Source organism: Pseudonocardia halophobica (genome assembly GCF_027922425.1).
Taxonomy (GTDB): domain Bacteria; phylum Actinomycetota; class Actinomycetes; order Mycobacteriales; family Pseudonocardiaceae; genus Pseudonocardia; species Pseudonocardia halophobica.
Window position 1 is genome coordinate 74837 of record NZ_BSFQ01000010.1, and the last position, 19081, is coordinate 93917.

Consider the following 19081-nt stretch of genomic DNA (forward strand, 5'->3'; position numbering starts at 1 on the left):
GGAGCCCGGCTCCGGGCGGTCGTCCCGAGGCCGGTCGATACGCTCCCGGCATGGCCGCCCCCGCCCTGGACCCGACCGGGTCGCCGCCGGTGGACCGGCCCGCCGGGGCCGATCCGGCCCGGCTCGCCCGGCGGCTCGGGCTGACCGGCGCCCTGCTGATGGCCGTCGGCGCCCTGGGGGCCGGGGCGCTGCCCGTCCCCAACCCGCTCAACGGCCTGCGGCTGATCGGCCTTCCCTCCCGCAACGCCACGCTCGCGATCGCCCTGACCTACGCCGGCATGGGCATGCTCGTGCTGGCCTGGCTGTGGATCGGGCGGATGCTCTCGGCGCGGGGCGCGGTGCCGCCCGCGCCGGACCGGCTCTCCCTCGGCCGGGCGGGGATCCTGTGGGCGCTGCCGCTGGCCGTCGCGCCGCCGATGTTCTCCAAGGACGTCTACAGCTACCTCGCGCAGTCGGCGATCGTCGCCCGCGGGCTCGACCCCTACGTCCTCGGCCCGGCGCAGGCCCTCGGCGTCGACGACCCGTTGACCCGCACGATCCCGACGATCTGGCGGGACACACCGGCGCCGTACGGGCCGCTGTTCCTCGTCGTCGGGCGCGGGATCACCGCGCTGACCGGCAACGACGTCGTGTTCGGCGTCCTGGCCCACCGCGCGCTGGCGCTGGGCGGCGTGGCCCTGATCCTGTGGGCGCTGCCGAAGCTGGCCCGCCGCTGCGGCGTGGAACCCGGCCTTGCGCTGTGGCTCGGCGCGGCCAACCCGCTGGTGCTGTTCCACCTGGTCAGCGGCATCCACAACGAGGCCCTGATGCTCGGCCTGCTGCTCGCCGGCCTGCACCTGGCGCTCGGCGAGCGGGACGTGCCGGTCCCGTGGCCGCGCTGGGTCGCGGGCGCGGTGCTCATCACGCTGGGCGCCTCGGTGAAGCTGCCCGCGCTGCTCGCCCTCGGGTTCCTCGGGATGGACCTGGCCCGGCGGTGGGGCGGACGGGTCCGGGACGTCGTGGTCGCGGCCGCGGCCCTCGCCGGCGTCGCCGTCGCGGTCTACGCCGTCATCGGGGTCGGCACCGGGCTGGGCTTCGGCTGGATCTCCACCCAGGGCACGGCCAACACCATCCGCAGCTGGATGTCGCTGTCCACGGACCTCGGCCAGCTCTCCGGGCAGATCGGCATCCTCGCGGGGCTCGGCGACCACACCGACACCACGCTGACCATCACCCGCGGGCTCGGCGGCCTCGCCGCCGCGGTCGCCTGCGGGTGGTTGCTGTGGCTGTGCCTCAAGGGCCTGGTCGACCCGGTGACGGGCGTGGGTGTCGGGCTGGGGGCCGTGGTGCTGCTGGGGCCGGTGGTGCACCCGTGGTACCTGCTCTGGGCCGCGATCCCGCTCGCCGCCACCCGCGGGATGCCGCGCTACCGGCGCTTCGCCCTGGCCGCGTCGGCGGTGATCGCACTGATGGTCCCGCCCACCGGGGCGGACTTCAACTTCCGGGCCTACCAGCTGCCGTTCGGGATCGTGGCGGGCGCCGTGGTCCTGCTCGTCGGGTTGCTGCTGGTCCGGCGCGCCCTGCGCCGCGAGGCGGCCCGCGATCCGGGTGCCGCGCCCGCCGCCCGGACCCCTGCCTAGACTCGTCGGCTGTGCAGATCCCCCCGTCGGCCCGGTCGGGCGAGGCCGCTCCGGACCCTGCCGCGCCCGTCGCGGAGTCCGCGGCGGACATCGCCGTGTCCGTGCGCGGCCTGGTCAAGCGGTTCGGCGCGACCACGGCCGTCGCGGGGCTGGACCTCACGCTGCGCCGCGGCTCGGTGCTCGCGCTGCTCGGCCCCAACGGCGCCGGCAAGACCACCACGATCGAGGTCTGCACGGGTTTCCTGCGCGCCGACTCCGGTGAGGTCCGCGTCCTCGGGTTCGACCCGGCCGGCGCGCCCGACGCGCTGCGCGCCCGGATCGGGATCATGCCGCAGGGCGGCGGTGCCTACCCCGGCGTCAAGGCCGGCGAGATGCTGCGCGTGGTGGCGGCCTGCGCCGCGAACCCGCTCGACCCCGCCTGGCTGATCGACGTCCTGGGCCTCTCCGGGGCCACCCGCACCCCGTACAAGCGGCTCTCCGGCGGCCAGCAGCAGCGGCTCGCGCTGGCCTGCGCGGTCGTCGGGCGGCCCGAGCTCGTGGTGCTCGACGAGCCCACCGCGGGCATGGACCCGCAGGCCCGCCGGGTGGTGTGGGAGCTCGTCTCCGCGCTGCGCCGGGACGGGGTCGCGGTCCTGCTGACCACGCACCTCATGGAGGAGGCCGAGGCGCTGGCGGACGAGGTCGTGATCGTCGACCACGGCCGGGTCGTCGCCGCCGGCAGCCCGGCGGAGCTCACCTCGGGCGGGGACGAGCAGGAGCTGCGCTTCCGCGCGCGCACCGGCATGGACGTCGAGGCCCTCACCGCCGCGCTGCCCGCGGGCTACCGCGCGGCCGAGACCGTGGCGGGCCGGTACGTCGTCCGCGGACGCATCGACCCGCACGTCCTCTCCGCGATCACCGGCTGGTGCGCGGGCCAGGGCGCCCTCGCCGACGACGTCCAGGTCGCCCGGCGCAGCCTCGAGGACGTCTTCCTCGACCTGACCGGACGGGAGCTGCGGTCGTGAGCGAGCTCTTCGCACCGGGCACCTTCACCCCCGCGCCCGGGCGGGGCCAGCTCGGCCGGATGCTGCTGGCCCAGGCCGGCACCGAGACCCGGCTGGCGCTGCGCAACGGCGAGCAGGTGCTGCTCACCCTGCTGATCCCCGTCGTGCTGCTCGTCGGGCTGTCGGTGCTGCGGGTCGTCCCGCTGCCCGAGCCGCGGGTGAACTCCGTGGTGCCGTCCGTCCTGGCGCTCGCGGTGATGTCCACGGCCTTCACCAGCCAGGCCATTGCACTGGGCTTCGACCGCCGCTACGGCGTGATCCGGCGGCTCGCCGCCACCGCTCTGCCCCGGTGGCTGCTGGTGGCCGGGCGGCTCGCGGCCGTGCTGGCCGTCGTCGTGGTGCAGCTGGTGATCCTCGGGGTGGTCGCGGCGCTGCTCGGCTGGCGGCCCGACGCCGCCGGCCTGGGCTGGGCCCTGCTGATGGTGCTGCTGGGCTGCGCCGCGTTCGGCGCGCTGGGGATCCTGCTCGGCGGCACGCTCCGCGCGGAGATGGTGCTGGCCGTCGCCAACCTCGTGTGGTTCGTGCTGCTGCTCGGCGGCGGCATCGTGATCCCGCTCGACCAGCTGCCCGCCGGGATCGCCGCGGTGGCCGCGGCGCTGCCGTCGGGAGCGTTGGCCGAGGGCCTCCGCGCGCCGCTCGTGGCGGGGACGGCACCCGGGATCGGCCCGGTCCTGGTGCTGGTCGCGTGGGCCGTCGTGGCCGGCGGGGTGGCGGTGAAGGCCGTCCGCCTGCGCTGAGGCGCATCTTCTACCATCTGTAGTCGTGAACCTCCTGCGGCGCGTGCCGGCGACGTCCCCGCTGTGGATGCGGCGGCTGGCGATCCTGTCGCTGATCGGCCAGGCCGGGATCATGGTCACCGGGGCCGTCGTGCGGGTGACCGGCTCCGGCCTGGGCTGCCCGACGTGGCCCAACTGCTTCCCGGGCTCGCTCGTCCCGGAGCCGCACCCCGAGATCGCGCCGCTCACGCAGTGGGTCGAGTTCGGCAACCGGCTGCTGTCGGTGTTCCTCGTGGTCGTGGCCGGGCTGACCTTCCTCGCGGCGCTGAACACGCGCCCGCGCCGCCGCCGGCTCACCTGGCTGGCGCTGGCGATGCCGCTCGGGGTGGTCGCGCAGGCCGTGATCGGCGGGTTCACCGTGCTCGCCGGGCTGGTGTGGTGGAGCGTCATGCCGCACTTCCTGGCCTCGACGATCCTGGTGTGGCTGGCCGTCGAGCTCGTCGACGAGGCCACCGGCGGCGGCCCGGTCACGCGCACGGTCCCGCGGCCGGTCCGGATGCTGACCGTGGTCAGCAGCGTGGTGCTCGGTGCCCTCCTGGTCGCCGGCACGCTCGTCACCGCCGCGGGCCCGCACGCCGGCGACGCCGCCACCCCGCGCCTCGACATCGGCGTGCCCGCACTGGCGCAGCTGCACGCGGACCTGCTGTTCGCCTACCTCGGTCTCCTCGTCGGTCTCGGCTTCGCGCTGTGGACGGCCGGTGCCGACGCCCGGCTGAAGCGCCGCTACGGCGTGCTCGTGGTCGTGGTGCTGGCGCAAGGTGCGCTGGGTGGGGTGCAGTACGCGCTCGGGGTGCCCGAGGTTCTGGTCGCCCTGCACGTCCTCGGTGCGGCGCTCACCACCGCCGCCGCCGCGGGGGTCTGGGCGGCCACGAGCCGCCGCGCCCCCGCCGTCCCCGCTGTCGAGTCCCCGACCTCGGAACCCACCCTCGCCGCCAGCCGCTGAGGGCAGGTGTGAAGCAGCACAGCCCCCCGGAACTCACGCTTCCCGGCGGCTCGCCCGAACCGTGAGCACCAGCGCCACCAGCGCGAGTACAGCGATGATCGCGGAGAACACCACTCCCGCCGGCACCAGCCCGAAGGCCTGGGCGGCGGCACCGACCCCGATCACGGGCAGCGAGATGGCGACGTAGAGGACCAGGAAGAACGTCGCGACCACCGCGCCACGGACGGCCTGCGGGGCGCGCGAGCCGACCGCGCCCAGCCCGGCCCGGAAGCTCATCCCCTGCCCCAGCCCGGCGATCGCGGCGCCCGTGCAGAACAGGGCGAGCGAGGCCGTCGCGATGCCCGTCCCGATCAGCGCCACACCGACCGCCAGCCCGGCACAGCCGGCCGGCAACGCCACCCGCTCGGGGACGGAGAACGACAGCAGCTGCCCCAGCGCCGACGCCCCGAGCATCAGGAACACCACGAGCCCGACGACGACGTGGCTGCTCCGCCCCATCACCTGCACCAGCACGGACGGCGACACGGCCGTGAACAGGCCCAGCACGGCGAACCCCGCGAACCCGCCGATCGCGGCGCGGACGAACACCCCGCGCACCTCCTCCGGCACCCCGCCGACCCGCAGCGGCTCGATGCGGAAGGGCCGGCGCTGCTCGACGGGCTCGGGCACGAACCACAGCGCCACGGTCGCGGCGATCACGAGCGCCGCGTGCACGAGGTACGACAGGTCCAACGGCAGCGGTGCGTACTGGGCGAGGATGCCGGCGAGCACCGGCCCGAGCCCCAGCCCCAGCATGTTGACGGCCGCGGCGACCAGCCCGGCGCGGGCCTTCCGGTCCTCGCGGGCGAGGTCGATGATCGTGGCCGTGGCGGTGCCGGTGAAGATGCCCGCCGAGACCCCGGACAGGAAGCGCCCCACGAACAGCGCCGGCTCCACCGGAATCAGGAACACCAGCGAGCTGAGCACCGCGGCCGCCAGCCCGGCGAGCAGCACGGGCCGCCGGCCGATCCGGTCGGAGAGGTTGCCGAGCACCACCAGCGCGGCGCCGACGCCCACGGCGTAGGTCGCGAAGACGACCGTCACCATCAGGCCGCCGAACCCGTACCGCTGCTCGTAGAGCGGGTAGAGCGGCGTCGGGAGGGTGGTCCCGATCATGGTGACGACGAACGTCACGGCGACGACCGCCGTCCCCGCGCCCCTGCTCATCACCCGCCGTCCGGTCGCCCGCGCTGCGGTCGATGACGTCACCCCGGTCCCCTTCCGTCGTGCCGCGGCCATTCTTCCGTCGCGTCCGACCGGCGCAACGCCGCGTGCCGCCGGAACCCTCCCCTCCCGACGGACGTCACGGTGTAGGTATGGCACGTGTCCGATCCCGTGTCCCCGCCCCCCACCTCGTTCGCCGACCTGCAGTCGTTCGTCGCGCTCCCCCGCCTCGCCGGGCTCGCCCTCTCCCCGGACGGGTCCCGGCTGGTCACGACCGTCGCCGGGCTCGACCGCGACCGGACGGCGTGGCGGCCCGCGCTGTGGGAGGTCGACCCGGCCGGCGAGGCCCCGGCCCGCCGGCTCACCCGCGGCCCCAAGGGCGAGTCGTCGCCCGTCTTCACCCCGGAGGGTGATCTCCTCTTCGTCTCCGCCCGACCCGATCCCGACGCGAGCGCCGACGCGCCGGACACGGCCGCGCTCTGGTCGCTGCCCGCCGGCGGCGGCGAGGCCCACGTCGTCCGGACCCGGCCGGGCGGGATCGCCACCCCGCTCGTGGCCCGCGAGGCCGGCACCCTGCTCGTGACCTCGGCGACCCTCCCCGGGGCCGTGACCGGCGACGACGACGCCGCCCGCCGGAAGGCCCGTACCGAGAAGAAGGTCTCGGCGATCCTGCACGACGGCTACCCGGTCCGGTTCTGGGACCACGACCTGGGCCCCGACGAGGCCCGGCTGCTGGGCGCGCAGCCCGGCGAGCCGTGGACCGACCTCACCCCCGCCCCGGGCCGCGCGCTCGTCGACACCAGCGCCGACATCGCGCCGGACGGCCGCACCGCGGTGACCGGCTGGACCGTGTCGGACGGCCACGGGGTGTCCCGGTCGGTCGTGGTGGCGTTCGACACCGCCACCGGCGAACGCCGCACTGTGCTCGACGACGCGGATCACGACTACGGCACGCCGCGCGTCAGCCCGGACGGCAGCACCGTGGCCGCGGTGCGGACCCGCCGCTCCGCGCCCGAGCGGGCCCCCCGGATGACACTCGTCCTCGTCCCGCTCGCCGGGGGTGAGGCCCGCGAGCTCGCCGCCGACTGGGACCGCTGGCCGAGCGCCCTGGCCTGGACGCCCGACTCGTCCGCGCTGGTCGTGACGGCCGACGAGCAGGGCCGCGGGCCGCTGTTCCGGATCGAGGTCGGGTCGGGCGCCGTCACGCGGCTGACGGGCGACCACGGGGCCTACACAGACCCGGTCGTCTCGCCCGACGGCGCCTCCGTCTTCGCGCTCCGGTCGGCCGTCGACAGCCCGCCGGCCCCGGTCCGGCTCGACGCGCACACCCCGGACCCGCAGCCCACACCGCTGCCCGGACCCGCGGAGGCACCGGCCCTGCCGGGCACGCTCACCGAGGTCACGGCCACGGCCGAGGACGGCTCGCCGCTGCGCGCCTGGCTCGTGCTGCCGGACATCAGCGAGCCCGCCCCGCTGCTGCTCTGGGTGCACGGCGGGCCGCTGAACAGCTGGAACGCCTGGCAGTGGCGCTGGAACCCGTGGCTGATGGCGGCTCGCGGCTACGCCGTGCTGCTCCCCGACCCCGCGCTGTCGACGGGCTACGGCCAGGCGTTCGTGCAGCGCGGCTGGGGCGCGTGGGGCGGCCCGCCCTTCATCGACCTGATGGCCCTCACCGACGTCGCCGAGGCCCTCCCCGAGATCGACGCCTCGCGCACCGCGGCCATGGGCGGCTCGTTCGGCGGCTACATGGCCAACTGGATCGCCGGGCACACCGGCCGCTTCCGCGCGATCGTCACGCACGCCAGCCTCTGGGCGCTCGACCAGTTCGGCCCGACCACGGACTTCGCCGACTACTGGCTCACCGAGATGACCCCGGAGATGGCGGCGGCGAACAGCCCGCACCACCACGTCGACGCGATCACCACGCCGATGCTGGTCATCCACGGCGACAAGGACTACCGCGTCCCGATCGGCGAGGGCCTGCGGCTGTGGTGGGACCTGCAGTCGCGCGTGCCGGACCCGGCCGCCAACCCGCACCGGTTCCTGTACTTCCCGGACGAGAACCACTGGGTGCTCACGCCGCAGCACGCCGTGCTCTGGTACGAGACCGTGTACGCCTTCCTCGCCCACCACGTCCTCGGCGAGCCCTGGCAGACCCCCGATCTCCTGCGCTGACGCGCCTGTGCGCGGTAAGTGGTGCTCCAGCACCACTTACCGCGCACAGGCGGCGAAGCCGCAGGTCAGAGGACGGTCGGCAGGCCGATCGCGGCGTCGACGGCGATGGTGAGGAAGAGGCCGCAGAGGTAGAGGTTGGAGAGGTGGAACAGCCGCATCGGCGCCACCTCCCGGCCCGCCTTGACCCCGGCGTGCAGCCGGTGCGCCGAGACCACGAAGTAGACGCCGCCGGCCAGTGCGAACGCGGCGTAGATCCACGAGGTGACCGGCAGCAGCAGGAAGGTCCACAGCGCCATCACCCAGGAGTAGGCGACGATCCGCACCGACACCTGCCGCGGCGTGGCCACGACCGGGAGCATCGGCACCTCGGCGGCGGCGTAGTCGTCCTTGTACTTCATGGCCAGCGCCCAGAAGTGCGGCGGCGTCCAGAAGAAGATGACACCGAACATCACCAGGGCGGGCCAGCCGACCGTGCCGGTGACGGCCGACCAGCCGATGACCACCGGCATGCAGCCCGCGGCGCCGCCCCACACGATGTTCTGCGAGGTCCGCCGCTTGAGCACCAGCGTGTAGACGAGCACGTAGAACGCGATCGCGGCCACCGAGAGCAACGCGGACAGCAGGTTCGTGGTGGCCCAGAGCCACACCGCCGACAGCGCGCCGAGCACCAGGCCGAAGATCAGTGCGTTGCGCCGGGGCACCTCGCCGCGTGCGGTGGGCCGCCGCGACGTGCGCTTCATCTTGGCGTCGATGTCGGCGTCGGCCACGCAGTTGAGGGCGTGCGCGCTCGCGGCGGCCATCGCGCCGCCGACCAGGGTGGCCAGGATCAGCCAGACCGACGGCATGGCGCGCTCGGCGAGGATCATCGCCGGGACCGTGACCACGAGCAGCTGCTCGATGATGCGCGTCTTGGTGAGGCCCAGATAGGCGCGCACCGTGTCCCGGAACCGTGCGAGCCGGCCGCGGGCGGGTGCCGGCGACGCCTGCCCCGGGGTGCCCGTCCGCTCGGGCCTCTCGGCCGCTCCCCGGTGTGAGACGGGTGCGCTCACCAGTTGCTACCTCGCATGCCGACGGACTGTGGTGGGTGCCGCGTCCACCGGCCCGTATCGAACCCACAGCCCACGGACCGACTTCTACAACGCGTCGATGCTAACCGGTGGAGTGCGCGCCGGGGTCCCGGGGTAGTCCCGTCGGTGTCCGATCGACGCAGGATCGGGCGGCGTCCGTCCCCCGGCCGCTAGAGTCCGGGGTCGAGCCGGACGCGCCGACCGGTCCACGCCGTCGAGGACGTGGCGGACCCGAGGGGCATGGACGTTGCCCTCGCCGGGTAGGTCGGCGCCCCCACCCACGAGGACAGGAGCTTCAGGCGTGTCTGTGACGGAGCCCGACATCGCAGCGCTGACCACGGCGCACGTTCCGGACGACTGGACCGAGCTGGACAAGCGGGCCGTCGACACGATCCGCGTGCTCGCGGCCGACGCCGTGCAGAAGTGCGGGAGCGGTCACCCCGGCACCGCCATGAGCCTCGCGCCGCTGGCGTACCTGCTCTACCAGCGCGTCATGCGGCACGACCCGAGCGACCCGGGCTGGGTCGGGCGGGACCGGTTCGTGCTCTCCGCCGGCCACTCCAGCCTCACGCTCTACATCCAGCTCTTCCTCGCCGGCTACGGCATGGAGATGGAGGACCTGGAGGCGCTGCGGACCTGGGGCTCCAAGACCCCGGGCCACCCGGAGCTGGAGGCCACCCCCAACGGCGTCGAGATGACGACGGGGCCGCTCGGCCAGGGCCTGTCCTCCGCGGTCGGCATGGCCATCGCCTCGCGCCGCGAGCGCGGCCTGTTCGACCCGGACGCCCCCGAGGGGTCCTCGCCGTTCGACCACTTCATCTACGTCATCGCCTCCGACGGGGACATCGAGGAGGGCGTGACCAGCGAGGCGTCGTCCATCGCGGGCCGCCAGGAGCTCGGCAACCTGGTCGTCTTCTACGACGACAACAAGATCTCCATCGAGGACGACACCACCATCGCGCTGTCCGAGGACACCGCGAAGCGCTACGAGGCCTACGGCTGGCACGTCCAGGTCGTCGAGGGCGGCGAGAACGTCTCGGGGATCCTCGAGGCGATCGAGAAGGCCAAGGCCGAGACCGGCCGCCCCTCGTTCATCCTGCTCCGGACGGTCATCGGCTTCCCGGCGCCGACCAAGATGAACACGGGCAAGGCGCACGGCTCCGCCCTGGGTGCGGACGAGGTCGCCGAGGTCAAGCGCATCCTCGGCTTCGACCCGGACGAGAGCTTCCAGATCGCCCCCGAGGTGCTCGAGCACACCCGCTCGGTCGGCGAGCGCCAGGGCGGCGCCATCGACCACTGGCGCAACGCCTTCGACGACTGGGCCATGCGCGAGCCGGAGCGCAAGCAGCTCTTCGACCGGCTGCTGGCCAACGCCCTGCCGGACGGCTGGGCCGACGCGCTGCCCACCTGGGAGCCGGACGCGAAGGGCCTCGCCACGCGCAAGGCGTCGGGCGAGGTGCTGAAGGCGCTGGCCCCGGTGCTGCCGGAGCTGTGGGGCGGCTCGGCCGACCTGGCCGAGAGCAACAACACCACGATGGAGGGCGCCGACTCGTTCGGCCCCAAGAGCGCCGCCACCAAGATGTGGAACGCCACCCCCTACGGCCGCACGCTGCACTTCGGCGTCCGCGAGCACGCGATGGGCGCGATCCTCAACGGCATCGCCCTGCACGGCCCGACCCGCCCGTACGGCGGCACCTTCCTGCAGTTCAGCGACTACATGCGGCCGGCGGTGCGGCTCGGCTCGCTGATGAAGTCGGCGGCCATCTTCGTGTGGACGCACGACTCCATCGGCCTCGGTGAGGACGGCCCGACCCACCAGCCGATCGAGCACCTCGCCGCGCTGCGTGCGATCCCGAACCTCTCCGTCCTGCGCCCGGCGGACGCGAACGAGACCGCCGCCGGCTGGAAGGCCACCATCGAGTGGCAGGACGGCCCGGTCGGCATGGCGCTCACCCGGCAGAACGTGCCGACGCTGGAGGGCACCTCGGTCGAGGGCGTCAAGAAGGGCGGCTACGTCCTGGCGGACGCCTCCGACGGCGACCCGCAGGTCGTGATCATCGCCACCGGTTCCGAGGTCCAGTTGGCGGTCGCCGCCCGGAAGACCCTCGAGGCGGACGGCGTTCCCACCCGTGTGGTGTCCATGCCCTGCGTGGAGTGGTTCGACGCGCAGGACGCCGCGTACCGCGACTCGGTGCTCCCGCCGTCGGTGAAGGCCCGCGTCGCGGTCGAGGCCGGCATCGCGATGCCGTGGTACCGGTTCGTCGGCGACGCCGGGCGGATCGTGAGCATCGAGCACTACGGCGCCAGCGCCGACGCGGCCACGCTGTTCGAGAAGTTCGGCTTCACGCCGGAGGCCGTCGTCGACGCCGCCCGCGCGAGCCTCGGCAAGTCCTGAACCCGCCACCTGAAGAAGGAGTACCGGCAATGAGCACCAACGAACGGCTCGCCGCGCTGTCCGAGGCGGGCGTCTCCATCTGGCTCGACGACCTGTCCCGCGAGCGGATCACGTCCGGCAACCTGGTCGAGCTGATCACCGAGCGGTCCGTCGTCGGCGTCACCACCAACCCGACCATCTTCGCCGCCGCGTTGAAGAACGGCGAGGCCTACAACGCGCAGGTCAACGAGCTGGCGGGCCGCGGCGCGGACATCGCGGCGTCGATCCGCGAGATCACCGTGGCGGACGTGCAGCAGGCCTGCGACGTCTTCAGCGGCACCTGGGAGGCCACCCAGGGGATCGACGGGCGCGTGTCGCTCGAGGTCGACCCGACCCTGGCCCGGGACACCGAGGCCACCGTCGCCCAGGCGCTCGACCTGTGGAAGGCCGTCGACCGGCCGAACCTGCTGGTGAAGATCCCGGCCACCGAGCCCGGCCTGCCGGCCATCACCCGCGCGCTGTCCGAGGGCGTGAGCGTCAACGTCACGTTGATCTTCTCGGTCGAGCGGTACAAGGCCGTCATGGAGGCGTTCCTCAGCGGCCTCGAGCAGGCCGACAAGAACGGCCAGGAGCTCTCCCGGATCGCGTCGGTCGCCTCGTTCTTCGTGTCCCGGGTGGACACCGAGATCGACGCGCGGCTCGACAAGATCGGCACGGACGAGGCCAAGGCGCTCAAGGGCAAGGCGGGCGTCGCCAACTCGCGGCTGGCCTTCGCCGCCTACGAGGAGGTCTTCGGCTCCGAGCGGTGGGCCGCGCTGGAGGCCAAGGGCGCCCGGCGGCAGCGGCCGCTGTGGGCCTCGACCGGCGTGAAGAACCCCGAGTACCCGGACACGATGTACATCACCGAGCTCGTGGTCCCGAACGTCGTCAACACCATGCCGGAGAAGACCCTGCAGGCCTTCGCCGACCACGGCGAGGTGGAGGGCGACAAGGTCACCGGCACCGCCGCCGAGGCGCAGCAGGTGTTCGACGACCTCGAGCGCGTCGGCATCGACCTCACGGACGTCTTCCTCACCCTCGAGAACGAGGGCGTGGACAAGTTCGAGAAGTCGTGGTCCGAGCTGCAGGAGTCGGTGCAGCAGCAGCTCGACGCCGCGAAGTAGGGCCGCGAACCAGGCCGCACCGCACGACCCCAGGAGGCTCACCCCCGTGACCTCGCGACCCGCCGTCGGGCTCCCCGTCGTGGAGCTCGGCGGCGGTTCCCGTCCCGGCACCGGTCCGCTGGCCCGCGAGGCCCGGCGGATCGCCACCGAGCTCGCCACGGACGTCGTCGCGTCCCGGATCACCGACGCGGACCCCTCCGCGTGGGGCCCGGCCGCCGGCGACGGCCTGGGCTGGGCGGCGCTGCCCCGCACCTCGCGCCCGCTCGTCGGCCAGGTCGACGCCCTGCGCGAGGCGTTCCGCGTGGAGGGCGCCGCGCGCGTGCTGCTCGTCGGCGATGCGCGCTGGACCCTCGGTGCGCAGGTCCTCGCCGGCGAGTCCGGCCTGCTCCGGGTGCTCGACTCCCCCGATCCCGGCGCGGTCTCGCACGCGCTGGCCGCCGACCTGAGCGGAACGGTGCTCGTCGTCGCGGACCCGGCGGGCGACACGCCGTGGATCGCGGCGGTGCACGAGCTGCTCACCGCGGCCGTCGCCGAGGAGGTCGGCGCACGCCGGGCGGCGGAGCGCACCGTGGTCCTCACCGAGGCCGGCTCGCCGCTCGACGAGAGCGCCCGCGCCGCCGGATCCGTCGTGATCACCACCGAGCGGGACGTGCCCGGCGCGTGGTCCGTGCTCGGGGCACCCGGGCTGGTGCCCGCCGGCCTCGCCGGGGCGCCGGTCGGCGAGGCGCTCGACGACGCCCGGTCGGTGGCCGAGCTGCTCACCGCCGACGAGGCGGAGAACCCCGCGCTGGAGCTGGCCGGGGTGCTGGTCGCCGTCGGGGCGGGGGCGGTGCGCCTCGACCCCGCCGAGGGCCCGCCGGCACTGGCGGAGTGGGTCGCCGCGCTGGTCGCCGCGGCCGGGGGCTCGCCGGTGCTCGTCGACGGGACCGATCCCGACGGGCTGCCGGACGGGCCGACCCTCGCACCCGCCTCCGCCCGGCACCCCGACGCCGCGCCGGACGACCTGTCCGAGCTCCTCGACGGGAGGTCCGGCGGCAGCATCGGGCACGCGGGCGTCGAGCCGACCGTCGACGCGTTGCTCGCCGAGGTCACCGGGGTGGGCGACGACCCGGACGAGGGCAGTGACGACGACGAGGACCTCGCCGGCGACCCCGCCGACGAGATCGTGCGCACCGGCGGCCCGCTGGGCGCCGAGCTGCTGCTGTGGCAGTACGCCGCCGCGGCGGCCTCCCGCCTGCTCGACGGCGAGGCCTTCGGCCCCGAGGCCCCCGCCACCGCGGGCGCGACCGCACCGGGGCCCCTTCCGCGGCTGGGGTCGGACGGCCTCGTCGACGTCCACGCGGCGGAGTCGCTGAGCGGCGGGGCCGGCGATCCCGGCACCGCGTTGCAGGCGCTGGTCGACGCCGTCCCGCCGGGCGGGCACCTGGCCCTCTCCGTGTGGCTGGACCCGGCCGACGACGCGTCCGTGGCCGTGCTGCGCGGCGAGCTGGCCCGGCGGGCGGGCGTGCCCGTGACGTTCGGCTGGGGCCCGCGGGACCGCGGTGTGCTGGCGCCGTTCCGCCGGGACGACCCCCGACCGGGTGTCCTCTGCCTGGTCACGGGCGACCCGCCGGACGATCTCGTTCCCGATCCCGGGCCCGCCCTGACTAGTCTGGCGCTGACCGAGGCAGGCAGCGTCGCGGCCGACGTCGCGGCACGGGGCGTCCCCGTGCTGCGGCTGCACCTCGCGGACCGGGTGGCCGGGCTCGTCTCGCTCGCCCGCGCGGTCCAGGGGCTGCGCCCGGGTCCGGCGACCCGGACCGACTGATCGAGCCGAGAGACCGAGCCGAGAGACGGAGCGTGTCATGACCAGCGGGACCAAGGGCATCCCCGCGACGACCGCGCACTGGGTGAATCCGCTGCGGGACCCCCGCGACAAGCGGCTCCCCCGCATCGCGGGCCCGTGCGGGCTCGTGATCTTCGGTGTGACCGGTGACCTGTCGCGCAAGAAGCTGATGCCGGCCATCTACGACCTCGCCAACCGCGGGCTGCTGCCGCCGGGCTTCGCGCTCACCGGCTTCGCCCGCCGGGACTGGGACGCGCAGGACTTCGGCCAGGTCGTGTACGAGGCCGTGAAGCAGCACGCGCGCACGCCGTTCCGGCAGGAGGTGTGGGACCGGCTCGCGGAGGGCTTCCGCTTCGTGCAGGGCACCTTCGACGACGACGACGCGTTCGACCGGCTCGAGCAGACCGTGCGCGATCTCGACCGGGTCCGCGGCACCGGCGGCAACCACGCCTTCTACCTGTCGATCCCGCCGTCGGCCTTCCCGGTGGTGTGCAAGCAGCTGGCGCGGTCGGGCCTGTCCGCGCAGGACGCCGACCAGTGGCGCCGCGTCGTCATCGAGAAGCCCTTCGGCCACGACCTGCAGTCGGCCAAGGAGCTCAACGCGATCGTCAACGACGTCTTCCCCGAGGACTCGGTCTTCCGGATCGACCACTACCTCGGGAAGGAGACGGTGCAGAACGTCCTGGCGCTGCGCTTCGCCAACCAGCTGTTCGAGCCCATCTGGAACAGCAACTACGTCGACCACGTGCAGATCACGATGGCCGAGGACATCGGCCTGGGCGGGCGCGCGGGGTACTACGACGGCATCGGCGCCGCTCGGGACGTCATCCAGAACCACCTGCTGCAGCTGCTCGCCTTCACGGCGATGGAGGAGCCGACCTCCTTCTCCTCCGACGAGCTGCGCGGCGAGAAGATCAAGGTGCTGCGGGCGACGAAGCTGGTCCAGCCGCTCGACGAGACCACCGCCCGCGGGCAGTACAGCGGCGGCTGGCAGGGCGGTGAGCTGGTCCGCGGGCTCAAGGAGGAGGAGGGCTACGACCCGAACTCCACCACCGAGACCTTCGCCGCGATCACCTGCGAGATCGAGACCCGGCGCTGGGCGGGCGTCCCCTTCTACCTGCGCACCGGCAAGCGCCTCGGTCGCCGGGTCACCGAGATCGCCGTCGTGTTCAAGCGGGCGCCGCACCTGCCGTTCGACTCCACGATGACGGAGGAGCTCGGGCAGAACGCGCTGGTCATCCGGGTGCAGCCGGACGAGGGCGTCACCATGCGGTTCGGGTCGAAGGTGCCGGGCAGCCAGATGGAGGTCCGGGACGTCACCATGGACTTCGGCTACGGCACCGCGTTCACCGAGGCCTCCCCCGAGGCCTACGAGCGGCTGATCCTCGACGTGCTGCTCGGCGAGCCCTCGCTGTTCCCGGTGAACGACGAGGTCGAGCGGTCCTGGGAGATCCTCGACCCGGTCATCGACCACTGGCACGCGCTGCCCGAGGGCCCACCGCCGTACCCCGCCGGCAGCTGGGGCCCGGAGCAGGCCAACGAGATGCTCGCCCGTACCGGCCGCAGCTGGCGCCGGCCGTAAGGAGCCCCGGATGATCGTCGACCTGCCGTCGAGCAACACCTCGGCGGTGAACAAGAAGCTGGTCGAGCTGCGCGAGCGCGGCGGCGTGCTCGCCCTCGGCCGCGTGCTCACCCTCGTCGTCGTCACGGACGACGGGGCCGCGATCGAGAGCGCCATCGAGGCCGCCAACACCGCGAGCCGCGAGCACCCCTGCCGGGTGATCGTCCTGGCGCGCGGCCAGCGCAAGGCCGCGGCCCGGCTGGACGCGCAGATCCGGGTCGGTGGGGACGCCGGCGCCAGCGAGGTGATCGTGCTGCGCGGCTACGGCGCGTTGGCCGGGGGTGAGGCCGGCGCCGGCATGGTGATGCCGCTGCTGCTGCCCGACGCCCCGGTCGTCGCCTGGTGGCCGGAGGAGGCCCCGGCCGTCCCGGCCGAGGACCCCATCGGCCAGCTCGCCCAGCGCCGGATCACCGACGCGCTGTCGTCGAAGAACCCGATCAAGGCGTTCGAGCAGCGCCGGGCGCACCACGTCGCCGGCGACACCGACCTCACCTGGACCCGGCTCACCCAGTGGCGCGCGCTGCTTGCGGCGGCGCTCGACTTCCCGCCGCACGACGAGGTCACCGGCGCGCTGGTGGCCGGCGAGCAGGTCTCGCCGTCGACCGACCTGCTCGCGGGCTGGCTGGTCACCCGGCTCGGGGTGAAGGTCAAGCGCTCCCCCGCCTCGCGCGGCCAGGGCATGTCGCTGGTCCGGCTCAGCCGGGCGTCGGGTGCGGTCGAGCTGATCCGGCCGGACGGCAAGACGGCCACGCTGTCGCAGCCCGGCCAGCCGGACCGGATGATCGCGCTGGCCCGCCGCGGCGTGCCGGACTGCCTCGCCGAGGAGCTGCGCCGGCTCGACCCGGACGACACCTACGGCGAGGCCCTCGCCGGCGTCGACAACATCTCCCGCGGCCGGACGGCGGTGAAGGTGTGAGCGGCGGCGCTCCCGAGATCGCCCTCCACTCCGACGCCGACGTGCTGGCCGCCGCCACGGCGGCGCGGCTGGTCACCCGGCTCGTCGACCTGCAGGCCACGGGGAACATCCCGCGCCTGGTGCTGACCGGCGGCGGGGTGGGCATCAAGCTCCTCGCGCACATCCGGGACTCGCCGGCCCGGGCCGCGGTGGACTGGTCGCGCGTGGAGTTCTACTGGGGCGACGAGCGCTTCCTGCCCGCCGGCGACCCCGAGCGGAACGAGACCCAGGCCCGCGAGGCGCTGCTCGACCACGTCGACGTCGACCCGTCGCTGGTCTACCCGATGGGCGCGGACGTGGGCACCGGTCCGTCGGGGGCGGACGAGGCGGCCGCGGAGTACGCCGACCTGCTGGCCCGCAAGGCGCGGCCCGAGGACCACGGGGACGTGCCCGCGTTCGAGATCACGCTGCTCGGCATGGGGGGCGAGGGGCACACGGCCTCGGTCTTTCCCGAGTCGCCGGCGGTCTACGAGACCGAGCGGACCGTGGTGCCGGTCTACAACTGCCCCAAGCCGCCGCCGACCCGCGTCTCGCTGTCGCTCCCGGCCATCCGCACCTCCCAGGAGGTCTGGATCGTCACGGCCGGCGAGGAGAAGGCCGCGGCCGTGAGCATGGCGCTCGGCGGGGCGGGTGAGGTCGCGATCCCGGTCGCGGGTGCCCGCGGCCGGCTGCGCACCCGCTGGCTGCTCGACCGCGCGGCCGCGTCGAAGCTGCCGTCGGACCTGCGCAACCCGTAGCGGCGATCCGTGCGGCACCTGATCGTCGACGGCGCCAACGTGGTCGGCGCCCGCCCGGACGGCTGGTGGCGGGACCGGGCGGGCGCGGCGGGCCGGCTCGCCGCGCAGCTCGCCGAGGCCCGGCGATCGGGGGCGCTGGCCGGGCTCGGCGACCGGGTTCTGCTGGTGCTGGAGGGGGCGGCCAAACGCGCCGACGTGCCCGACGACCTCGACGTGCTGCTCGCCCCGCGGGACGGCGACTCGGCGATGGTCGAGCTCGCCCACGACCTCGGCGAACGGGACGAGGACGTGTGCGTGGTGACCGCGGACCGCGAGCTCACGCGACTCCTCCACGCGGTCGGCGCCAGCACGGTGAAGCCCCGCGCCCTCCTCGCCCTCCTGTGAACGAGCGGCACTCTCGTGCGGACCTCGCGCACGACGGTGCCGTTCGTCCAGTTCCGGGGCGGGGTCAGCGGGCGCGGGTGGAGCGGGCGGCCGCGGCGGCGCGGGCGTGCACCGCGCCGGCGACGACGGAGCGGCGCGGCAGCGGGCTCGAGTAGACGACGCTGGTGGTCACCCCGCCGAGCCCGGCGATCCGGCCCGTGACCTCCTCCAGGTGCCGCATCGTGCGGGTCCGGACGGTGAGCACGAAGCAGTCCTCGCCGGTGACGTGGTGCGCCTCGATGATCTCAGGCGTGGTGGCGAGCAGGTCCCGGAAGGGCGTGTAGTTGCCGCTCGGGTAGCGCAGCCGGACCAGCGCCATGATCGGCAGACCGAGCTTCTCGGGGTCGACCTCGCAGCCGTAGCCGGTGATCACCCCGCTCTCCTCGAGCCGGCGCACCCGCTCGGTGACCGCGCTGGGCGAGAGCCCGACCAGCCGGCCCAGGTCGGCGTAGCTCGCCCGCCCGTCCCGCTGGAGTGCTTCCAGCAGGCGCCAGTCCGTGTCGTCCAGGGAATCCGCGGGCATGACGGCACTCTAGCCGTCGAATCCGCGGCCCCCGCTCCCCACCGATGAGTTCGTCCGGTTCGTGCCGTCTCCCCTGCAACCGAGCAGGAACCGCACGAGCCGAGCACGAGGAGTCCCCGATGAAGCAGATCGCCACCTGCCTGTGGTTCGACGGCCAGGCGCAGCAGGCCGCGGAGTTCTACACCTCCGTGTTCCCGAACTCGGAGATCACCGAGATCCAGCGCTACCCGGAGGGCGCGCCCGGGCCCGCCGGCGAGGTCATGATCGTGTACTTCACCCTCGACGGGCGGGAGTTCGCCGGGCTCAACGGCGGCCCGCAGTTCCCGCACACCGAGGCGATCTCGTTCGTGGTGCCGTGCGAGACCACCGAGGAGATCGACCACTACTGGGAGGCGCTGATCGAGGGCGGCGAGCCCCAGCCCTGCGGGTGGCTGAAGGACAAGTTCGGGGTGTCGTGGCAGGTCGTGTCGCTCGAGGCCGAGGAGTGGATGAAGGACCCCGACACGGCGGCGGCCAACCGCACGATGCAGGCCATGCTGTCCCAGTTCGGCAAGCCGGACGTCGAGGCGATGCGCAAGGCCCACCTCGGCGAGACGGCCGACGCCTGAGCGGCGGGGGTGTCGATCCACACGGA

At 74.3% G+C, this 19081-nt stretch carries 16 protein-coding genes; 13 read left to right on the forward strand and 3 right to left on the reverse strand.

All coding sequences use genetic code 11. The features are described from left to right. Positions 1–50 precede the first annotated feature (50 nt). The 4 genes from mptB (at position 51) to PKE99_RS14280 (ending at position 4381) form a co-directional block, all read left to right on the forward strand. Complete coding sequence (mptB, locus tag PKE99_RS14265; RefSeq protein WP_051736494.1) at positions 51–1619, forward strand: polyprenol phosphomannose-dependent alpha 1,6 mannosyltransferase MptB; 1569 nt, start codon at positions 51–53, stop codon at positions 1617–1619. A gap of 89 nt (positions 1620–1708) precedes the next feature. Next, positions 1709–2623, forward strand: a complete 915-nt coding sequence (locus PKE99_RS14270) for an ABC transporter ATP-binding protein (protein ID WP_037039258.1) — start codon at positions 1709–1711, stop codon at positions 2621–2623. A 59-nt stretch (positions 2624–2682) separates the two neighbouring features. Beyond that, on the forward strand, positions 2683–3399 hold the full coding sequence (locus PKE99_RS14275; protein ID WP_051736565.1) for an ABC transporter permease: 717 nt from the start codon (positions 2683–2685) through the stop codon (positions 3397–3399). A 25-nt stretch (positions 3400–3424) separates the two neighbouring features. After that, entirely contained in the window at positions 3425–4381 is a 957-nt protein-coding gene (locus PKE99_RS14280) for a COX15/CtaA family protein (RefSeq protein ID WP_037038740.1), read from the forward strand. Between the two features lie 33 nt (positions 4382–4414). On the opposite strand, the gene PKE99_RS14285 is transcribed toward PKE99_RS14280, so the two are convergent. Next, positions 4415–5587 carry an MFS transporter gene (locus PKE99_RS14285; protein ID WP_051736493.1) on the reverse strand — a complete coding sequence of 391 codons (1173 nt, stop codon included), beginning with the start codon at positions 5585–5587 and terminating at the stop codon, positions 4415–4417. A gap of 156 nt (positions 5588–5743) precedes the next feature. Between PKE99_RS14285 and PKE99_RS14290 the strand changes: the two genes are divergently transcribed. Further along, positions 5744–7759, forward strand: coding sequence for a S9 family peptidase (locus PKE99_RS14290; RefSeq protein WP_037038738.1), 2016 nt, complete (start codon positions 5744–5746; stop codon positions 7757–7759). A gap of 65 nt (positions 7760–7824) precedes the next feature. Here PKE99_RS14290 and PKE99_RS14295 read toward each other — a convergent pair whose 3' ends face one another. Continuing rightward, complete coding sequence (locus PKE99_RS14295; protein ID WP_081923611.1) at positions 7825–8808, reverse strand: heme o synthase; 984 nt, start codon at positions 8806–8808, stop codon at positions 7825–7827. A gap of 319 nt (positions 8809–9127) precedes the next feature. On the opposite strand from PKE99_RS14295, the gene tkt reads away from it, so the two are divergent. From tkt to PKE99_RS14330, 7 genes are read left to right on the forward strand one after another with little or no spacing between them, the layout of a single operon-like run. After that, positions 9128–11221, forward strand: coding sequence for a transketolase (gene tkt / locus PKE99_RS14300; protein WP_037038736.1), 2094 nt, complete (start codon positions 9128–9130; stop codon positions 11219–11221). 29 nt (positions 11222–11250) lie between these two features. Next, positions 11251–12363 (forward strand): transaldolase, encoded by a 1113-nt coding sequence (gene tal, locus PKE99_RS14305; protein ID WP_037038734.1) that lies wholly within the window; start codon positions 11251–11253, stop codon positions 12361–12363. Between the two features lie 46 nt (positions 12364–12409). Continuing rightward, on the forward strand, positions 12410–14170 hold the full coding sequence (locus PKE99_RS14310) for a hypothetical protein (protein WP_037038732.1): 1761 nt from the start codon (positions 12410–12412) through the stop codon (positions 14168–14170). Positions 14171–14207: 37 nt separating this feature from the next. Further along, the gene (gene zwf / locus PKE99_RS14315) at positions 14208–15770 is read left to right on the forward strand and encodes a glucose-6-phosphate dehydrogenase (RefSeq protein ID WP_051736492.1); all 1563 of its coding nucleotides are present in this window, start codon (positions 14208–14210) and stop codon (positions 15768–15770) included. Positions 15771–15780: 10 nt separating this feature from the next. Further along, positions 15781–16725: a glucose-6-phosphate dehydrogenase assembly protein OpcA gene (opcA, locus tag PKE99_RS14320; RefSeq protein WP_037038730.1), complete on the forward strand. Its 945-nt coding sequence runs from the start codon at positions 15781–15783 to the stop codon at positions 16723–16725. Then, positions 16722–17501, forward strand: coding sequence for a 6-phosphogluconolactonase (pgl, locus tag PKE99_RS14325; RefSeq protein WP_037038728.1), 780 nt, complete (start codon positions 16722–16724; stop codon positions 17499–17501). Before opcA ends, pgl begins: the two co-directional genes overlap by 4 nt. A 9-nt stretch (positions 17502–17510) precedes the next feature. Further along, the gene (locus PKE99_RS14330; protein ID WP_037038725.1) at positions 17511–17885 is read left to right on the forward strand and encodes a PIN domain-containing protein; all 375 of its coding nucleotides are present in this window, start codon (positions 17511–17513) and stop codon (positions 17883–17885) included. A 64-nt stretch (positions 17886–17949) separates the two neighbouring features. On the opposite strand, the gene PKE99_RS14335 is transcribed toward PKE99_RS14330, so the two are convergent. Beyond that, positions 17950–18447 carry an Lrp/AsnC family transcriptional regulator gene (locus tag PKE99_RS14335; RefSeq protein WP_051736491.1) on the reverse strand — a complete coding sequence of 166 codons (498 nt, stop codon included), beginning with the start codon at positions 18445–18447 and terminating at the stop codon, positions 17950–17952. A gap of 119 nt (positions 18448–18566) precedes the next feature. Here PKE99_RS14335 and PKE99_RS14340 point away from each other — a divergent pair, with 119 nt between their 5' ends. Next, positions 18567–19055, forward strand: coding sequence for a VOC family protein (locus PKE99_RS14340; RefSeq protein ID WP_037038723.1), 489 nt, complete (start codon positions 18567–18569; stop codon positions 19053–19055). Positions 19056–19081 lie beyond the last annotated feature (26 nt).

Bases quoted from the DNA above. Each gene is read 5' to 3' on its own strand.
- mptB (WP_051736494.1), top strand. From the start codon at position 51: ATGGCCGCCCCCGCCCTGGACCCGACCGGGTCGCCGCCGGTGGACCGG.
- PKE99_RS14275 (WP_051736565.1), top strand. From the start codon at position 2,683: ATGCTGCTGGCCCAGGCCGGCACCGAGACCCGGCTGGCGCTGCGCAAC.
- PKE99_RS14285 (WP_051736493.1), bottom strand. From the start codon at position 5,587: ATGAGCAGGGGCGCGGGGACGGCGGTCGTCGCCGTGACGTTCGTCGTC.
- tal (WP_037038734.1), top strand. From the start codon at position 11,251: ATGAGCACCAACGAACGGCTCGCCGCGCTGTCCGAGGCGGGCGTCTCC.
- zwf (WP_051736492.1), top strand. From the start codon at position 14,208: ATGACCAGCGGGACCAAGGGCATCCCCGCGACGACCGCGCACTGGGTG.
- opcA (WP_037038730.1), top strand. From the start codon at position 15,781: ATGATCGTCGACCTGCCGTCGAGCAACACCTCGGCGGTGAACAAGAAG.
- PKE99_RS14335 (WP_051736491.1), bottom strand. From the start codon at position 18,447: ATGCCCGCGGATTCCCTGGACGACACGGACTGGCGCCTGCTGGAAGCA.
- PKE99_RS14340 (WP_037038723.1), top strand. From the start codon at position 18,567: ATGAAGCAGATCGCCACCTGCCTGTGGTTCGACGGCCAGGCGCAGCAG.